7 protein-coding genes and 1 pseudogene are annotated in these 6,601 nt (G+C 40.4%); 2 read left to right on the top strand and 6 right to left on the bottom strand.

The genetic code is table 11. The features are described 5' to 3' along the window. A partial coding sequence (locus tag HRT55_RS20890) for a hypothetical protein (protein WP_291624380.1) occupies nucleotides 1-253 on the top strand: 253 nt, incomplete at its 5' end. 352 nt (nucleotides 254-605) lie between these two features. Here the strand turns inward: HRT55_RS20890 and HRT55_RS20895 are convergent. The 5 genes from HRT55_RS20895 to HRT55_RS20915 all read right to left on the bottom strand — a co-directional run bounded on the left by HRT55_RS20895 (nucleotide 606) and on the right by HRT55_RS20915 (nucleotide 5,098). Beyond that, the gene (locus tag HRT55_RS20895; protein WP_291624382.1) at nucleotides 606-1,580 is read right to left on the bottom strand and encodes a transposase; all 975 of its coding nucleotides are present in this window, start codon (nucleotides 1,578-1,580) and stop codon (nucleotides 606-608) included. A gap of 159 nt (nucleotides 1,581-1,739) precedes the next feature. After that, nucleotides 1,740-3,230 (bottom strand): ABC transporter permease, encoded by a 1,491-nt coding sequence (locus tag HRT55_RS20900; RefSeq protein WP_291624385.1) that lies wholly within the window; start codon nucleotides 3,228-3,230, stop codon nucleotides 1,740-1,742. Further along, nucleotides 3,223-3,909 carry an ATP-binding cassette domain-containing protein gene (locus HRT55_RS20905; RefSeq protein ID WP_291624387.1) on the bottom strand — a complete coding sequence of 229 codons (687 nt, stop codon included), beginning with the start codon at nucleotides 3,907-3,909 and terminating at the stop codon, nucleotides 3,223-3,225. Before HRT55_RS20905 ends, HRT55_RS20900 begins: the two co-directional genes overlap by 8 nt. After that, complete coding sequence (locus tag HRT55_RS20910) at nucleotides 3,906-4,748, bottom strand: putative selenate ABC transporter substrate-binding protein (protein ID WP_291624390.1); 843 nt, start codon at nucleotides 4,746-4,748, stop codon at nucleotides 3,906-3,908. Before HRT55_RS20910 ends, HRT55_RS20905 begins: the two co-directional genes overlap by 4 nt. 56 nt (nucleotides 4,749-4,804) lie before the next feature. After that, nucleotides 4,805-5,098: a thioredoxin domain-containing protein gene (locus HRT55_RS20915; RefSeq protein ID WP_291624392.1), complete on the bottom strand. Its 294-nt coding sequence runs from the start codon at nucleotides 5,096-5,098 to the stop codon at nucleotides 4,805-4,807. Between the two features lie 446 nt (nucleotides 5,099-5,544). Between HRT55_RS20915 and HRT55_RS20920 the strand changes: the two genes are divergently transcribed. Then, nucleotides 5,545-6,003, top strand: a complete 459-nt coding sequence (locus HRT55_RS20920; RefSeq protein WP_291624394.1) for a DUF6795 domain-containing protein — start codon at nucleotides 5,545-5,547, stop codon at nucleotides 6,001-6,003. A gap of 352 nt (nucleotides 6,004-6,355) precedes the next feature. Here HRT55_RS20920 and HRT55_RS20925 read toward each other — a convergent pair. Beyond that, nucleotides 6,356-6,601, bottom strand: a pseudogene (locus HRT55_RS20925) (transposase); the annotation flags it as partial.

Here is a 6,601-nt window from a genome sequence, read left to right on the forward strand (position 1 = left end):
GGTGGCACAAGAAATTAAAGCCTATAAAGACGATGTGGAATATTTCATGTGGGGAGCTGCCTCTATGGATTCTACAGAAAACTATGAAGCACGTGGTAAACCCTTAGTTGTTTCCTGTGAACTTTCTTTAGAAGAAGAGATTGTTATTGCAGTCAATAATAATGTTATTGTTAGTCGCTGCACATGGGATGTAGAGTCTGATCCTCCCATAGATACCTCAATATATTATGACGATGATGAAGACGATAACTAAACTGATAACGTAAAAAAGGAGTTTTAAAATGGCAAGGATTACTGCAACATTATCATCAACTTTAGCCCGAGATGTTTATCCCATAGCTAGAGCCTCTTCGCCTATAATTGCGAAGGCTTTACTAGCTAGAATTTATCGAAATAGAAATATGTAGGACACTCGCTTATAAAGCAACCAAAAAAAACAATAACACCAGCTAACTATTCACTCAAAATAACCTCAAATTTTTCTAGTGAATATTAATCGGTACTAAACCTCTAAACAAATACGAGGATTAGTGCTTTTTAGACATGACAAAAAATCAGGCTTGATGTGTTGGTATAAAAGAAGGGGTCTGCTGAGCGTTGAGTTGTTAAGCCAATAGTTTATCACAGCAAGTGACATTGGTTCGTCTCTTTAACCCTTGGTGTTCACAGTACTCGGTCAATACATCGCTATGTCCCACCGCGCCATGAAAGAGTTTTCTAAAGCCTTTGCTTAGTGTCAGCCAGTTTTCAGGGCTTATATTAAGCCGAGTTAGCAAGGTTGGTTGATTTTCTTCAATGTAACCTGCTTTATCTTCACGAAGACAACGCCCTGTCAGTTCAATTAGTTCAAGATAATCTTCAAGCTCAAACGGTAAACCTGTTGGCATCTCTTTTCTAGGATTGCCCACAAAGGGAAGTAGCCTTGTGGGTTGTTTCCCTTTTTTTGCTGATATTACCCGTTGTTTGACGCTAGTGTACCCTGAGCTTTCAGGGGTTTTAGCTATCTTGGCTCTTACTGGGTTTAAATCAACATACGCCATACAAGCAGCAAGAGCAGCTTCGTCTAATAAGGCTTGTGATTTAAAGCGCCCCTCCCAAAAATGACCTGTGCAATTATCTTCAAGGTTGGCTTGTCTAGCAATACTTTGGTTTAGTAGGCGCATAAACCAGCTAATATCCATTAAGCGATTGCGATACACTGCAACCGTTTCCAGTAAAGAAGTCATAAGGTAATCGGGGGTTTCTTCTCCACGACAATACTGCTGTGTTATTAATGTGCCTTTGAATAATTGATGCCAACGTTGAAGTACCTCACTTGTTGTCCACGATTTTGCAGTTTCTTCATCAACAAAAAGCACTATATGCGTATGATTACTCATAACAGCGTAAGCGCATACATCAATTGAAAAAACTTGACTTAGGCTGAGTAATTTATCTTCTACCCACCCTCGCCTATGGTCAAAATTCTGCCCGGTATTTTTATCTTCTCCACATAAAAAGGCGCGGCGAACACAACGAGAAATACAATGATAATAAGGTGTATCAGCTAAGCTAATTAATTGGTTTCTTGCAGTAGTCATAACAAAACCTCTCGAAGAATGCTTATTTACTAACTCTAGTTGAGAGGTTTATATTATTCAAATTTGAGCGACTGTCCTTGTTATATTCTACGGGCTTGGTTACTGCTAATTACTACTTTGCGGTGGTGTTATTTACTTATTACAAAAATTTTAAGGACATTAAGCGGTAACGATTCGGTCTAACGCTAAATAACGTCTTAAACGGAGTGAGATGCTATTGACCAACATATTAAGTGCGGCGGTCACTAAAATTAAGATCAAGGCGACATCAAAAAATAGTGCTTCAAAGGCTGAATCAATATAAAAACCGAGCGTGGTGACCCCAAGCATCCCTAAAATGGCACTTTCACGTAATATGACTTCAAAGCGATAGAAAATCAGGCTGATAAAGCTTGGATATATCTGTGGCTGGAGCTCATAAGCCCACAAATTTAAACCGTTAGGTCGATCGACTCGCAGCGGGACTCTATCGGCACGATGTGCCAACAAATAACCAATAATTGCGCCATTATGCAGGGCCAATGCCAATATTGCAGGGAGCATTGACGGGCCAATGATTAGCATAATCACAAAAGCCAGGATAATTTCTGGCGTCGAGCGCATGACGATTAATAAACCGTGCCCCAAGATATAACCACGACCAAGAATTGCTCTAGAGGCCAGCGGCCAAGTTAACAACGCTATCACGCCGCAACACAGCAATGCACTAACACTAAGCAATAAGCTGGCCCCCATCCCTGGTAGAATTTGACCTGATACCAAATCGCCAAACCACTGACTTAAGTGACTTAGATTAAGCGTAGGCTCAAGCAATGGCTGTGGCACAATATCTTGAGTGATAAAACGCACTAGGTATTTAAACTCAAGCTGAGACTGCCAAGGTAAATAGACGATGGCCGCAATGAGGTAGACCAATACTAGACGGATATTAAGCCACCATTTTAAAGTCGCTATCATGGCAAAGAACAACAATAACAACCCCGCTGCTTGGTTATATTGTCCTTGCGAAAATGCAGTTTCAAGATAATAACCTAAGGTTGGCAGCCCGATGAATCCTAATATCGCGGCACTGCGCAGTGCACATTCGAAACGGTAGCGAGTATATTGTGCAATCGCAGCCCAACAAGGAATAATACAGGTATAAAGCCAAACACTGAGGCTAGTGTCATTAATCCAATGGCGACGATCCAGTGGGCTTTGCTCCAGAATATCGCTATAAACTCGGGCAAATATTCCCGTGTAGGGTATGGCAATCGCCAAGACACCGGTAATAGAAGATAATCCGAACATTTGTAAAAATATCAACGCCCAAAATAACTCGTGAATTGAGCGAATAAAGGCACAAAAATGGCTAACCAATGGCAGATGATGTAAAGGTGCCAGAAAAATCCCAAGCGTCGCGGCGATGCTAATTCCGACCACCGCAAAAGAAACCGTGGTTAGTAGTGCTTCGGCTAAATAGTCGATTTGACTAAGATCTGGACTAATAAACCCTGCTAAAATTGCTAACAACTCATCCATTGGATCCGTTGCACTGATTTCAATGTCCGCCATCAATAACGTGAGAATACCCAAGCTTGCGATAAACAAGCTGATGAGACGATACTTTCGTGCAGTGGTGTCAACAGTGATCATAACGTGGTTATTCACTGTGTTCTATGCGGTGATATATCAGATCCAATTGCTCGGAACTTACTTCAGTAGCCGGTGTATCAAAAGCGATAGCCCCGTCCTTTATGCCAATAATCCGATCAAACTGATTGAGGGCCATTTCTTTATTATGCAGCGCAACAACAACTGTTTGATGTTGATCCTTAATCGCCTTTAATAGTTCAACGCTTTGTTTTGGGTCTAAGCCCGAGAATGGTTCATCACCGATAAATATTGGCAGTTGCTGATAAAGTGCCCTGCCGATGGCACATCGTTGCTGCTGGCCTCCCGATAACTTATCAATTGATTTAAAAAGTAATCCAGTGAGTCCTAACCGTCGGGTTAGCTGTTCAACTCGGGTTTTATGCACCGGAAATGGTCGGATCAAATTAATGAAATTATATAAAAAGCCATGCTGGTTGAGTATTCCCATGTAAATATTATGGTAAACACTCAGCGTGACGACCAGCATCGATTTTTGCGGGCAATAGGCAACATCGACACTGCGGCACTGATACAGGTAATTTAGTAGGGTTGATTTACCACTGCCACTGGTCCCGACTATGGCGACCTTCTCACCCTGTTTAATCGTTAAACTGAGATTAGAAAATATTGGGTGATTTTTAAATCCAATGGCTTGATTGGATATATTAAACACTGTCGGACAATCTTGTGTCATAGTAACTTAATGGCTTTTGCAACAACCTTAATCGGTTCGTAATCATCATTAGTTGCTGGGACAAATTTTTGGCGTGGAAAACTTGCTAGTAATGATGGATCCGACATATCGAGTAACGCCTTTTGCACTCGCTGACTAAAATCTGGTGAAAACTGTTGGTCGACATCGCCACGGATAGTCCATTGATAATCAGGATAAGTTGGGGTGGTCCAAATTACCTTAATTTTTGAGAGATCGATTTTCCCCGCGTTAAGCTCGTTATGCCAAACCTTGTAATTAACGGCCCCTATTTGCCATGCACCCGACTGAACTTGCGCAATAGTTCGGCTATGATCGCCACTAAAGCCTACCCGTTTAAACACTTTATTGGGTGATTTTCCAAACGTTTGTTGGATGAAATGCTCTGGCATTAAGCGACCAGATGTCGAGCCTTTCGATCCAAAGGTAAAAGTAAATTTCGCGATATCTTTATTGAGTTGTGCTTGCTCGGTCAGCCCCGTTGAATGATGGGCGATAAAATAGGTTTTAAAGAATTGATCTTCATAACCTTGAGCAATAGCTCGAGAACCTTCAACCAGATGTCGCGCTTTGACTCCTGACAACCCACCAAACCAAGCGAGCTGAACCTGATTGTTGCGAAAAGCACTAATCGCAGCACTGTAAGACTTAACGGGGACGTATTTAACATCGACTCCTAATTGCTCAGTCAGGTACAACGCCACTTTGTCAAAGCGACTGCTCAGACGGCTTTCATCTTCATCGGGGATCGCAGTAAACGTGAAGGTTTGAGCATTAATTGAACTAACGAATAACAGACAGCACAGTAATAAATATTTCATAATAAACGACGGAGAATACGGGGCTGGTGATTATAGCTGAACTGGTTAGATATATGCTATAAAGTTGAAAGGTATCTCACCAATTCAAAATATTTTTCACCCTTTGACTTGATCACTAAATACTTACCATTAACAATGATCGACGGAACTCCGTTTAATTTGTTGCTTTGCATTTCTGCAATATTGGTTTCAATGCGTTGCTTGATCTGTTGATTGGTACTGTTCATATTAAAAAACGACGCTGGATCTACCTCGATACTGGTCAAGAATGTTGCTATATGTTCTTTTTCAGGTAATGACTTACAGAAAAACAGAAGACATCCCTCTAAAAATACTGGCAACTTAAACATCACATGCCAGCATATTTATGGCATGAGACGGCTAAATTTTCGGTTACTTATTTGGCTCTGTTGTAGAATACTGAAATCTGGGCATCCATACTTTAAAAACAAAACTAGTGCCAATGAATACCATAAAAATCAAAGTTTAGTGGTTTTAAGAGATTGGATTCCCGATCAGTAACTTCGGGAATGACGAAGGCTTAACTTCTGGAATTACTGCGCGAAACCGCGGGCATAACGAGGATGGAAATACCTGGATGTCAAATTGGGATATATGGATGATGGGACTTGGAATATGTGGGTGATGGGAGTTGAGGGTGAGATTGTTATTTTTATATCAATACCTTATCATCATAAACTCGATTTTAACGGACTAAGCAGTAAGTAGGAATAAGATGAATAAATACATTCTTCCAATTTTATTATTATTATTGTTTTCATATGGAGTAACTGCGATGAGCGTAAAACAATGCCTGTTTTCAGAAATGACAGGTGTAATAAATTTTGAAGGTAAACCAGTGGCTGGCGTTAAGTTAGTACGTATGGTGGACTATAACAAAGCGCAGTACGACGAAACGGTTACTGATGAACACGGAAACTTTCATTTCCCTGCGGTATTTAGGCATAACATTGCGGGAATATTTTTACCTATGCAATTTGTGGTGGCACAAGAAATTAAAGCCTATAAAGACGATGTGGAATATTTCATGTGGGGAGCTGCCTCTATGGATTCTACAGAAAACTATGAAGCACGTGGTAAACCCTTAGTTGTTTCCTGTGAACTTTCTTTAGAAGAAGAGATTGTTATTGCAGTCAATAATAATGTTATTGTTAGTCGCTGCACATGGGATGTAGAGTCTGATCCTCCCATAGATACCTCAATATATTATGACGATGATGAAGACGATAACTAAACTGATAACGTAAAAAAGGAGTTTTAAAATGGCAAGGATTACTGCAACATTATCATCAACTTTAGCCCGAGATGTTTATCCCATAGCTAGAGCCTCTTCGCCTATAATTGCGAAGGCTTTACTAGCTAGAATTTATCGAAATAGAAATATGTAGGACACTCGCTTATAAAGCAACCAAAAAAAACAATAACACCAGCTAACTATTCACTCAAAATAACCTCAAATTTTTCTAGTGAATATTAATCGGTACTAAACCTCTAAACAAATACGAGGATTAGTGCTTTTTAGACATGACAAAAAATCAGGCTTGATGTGTTGGTATAAAAGAAGGGGTCTGCTGAGCGTTGAGTTGTTAAGCCAATAGTTTATCACAGCAAGTGACATTGGTTCGTCTCTTTAACCCTTGGTGTTCACAGTACTCGGTCAATACATCGCTATGTCCCACCGCGCCATGAAAGAGTTTTCTAAAGCCTTTGCTTAGTGTCAGCCAGTTTTCAGGGCTTATATTAAGCCGAGTTAGCAAGGTTGGTTGATTTTCTTCAATGTAACCTGCTTTATCTTCACGAAGACAACGCCCTGTCAGTTCAATTAGTTCAAG

Origin of the sequence: Colwellia sp. (assembly GCF_013214175.1) — a bacterium.
Classification (GTDB): domain Bacteria; phylum Pseudomonadota; class Gammaproteobacteria; order Enterobacterales; family Alteromonadaceae; genus Colwellia.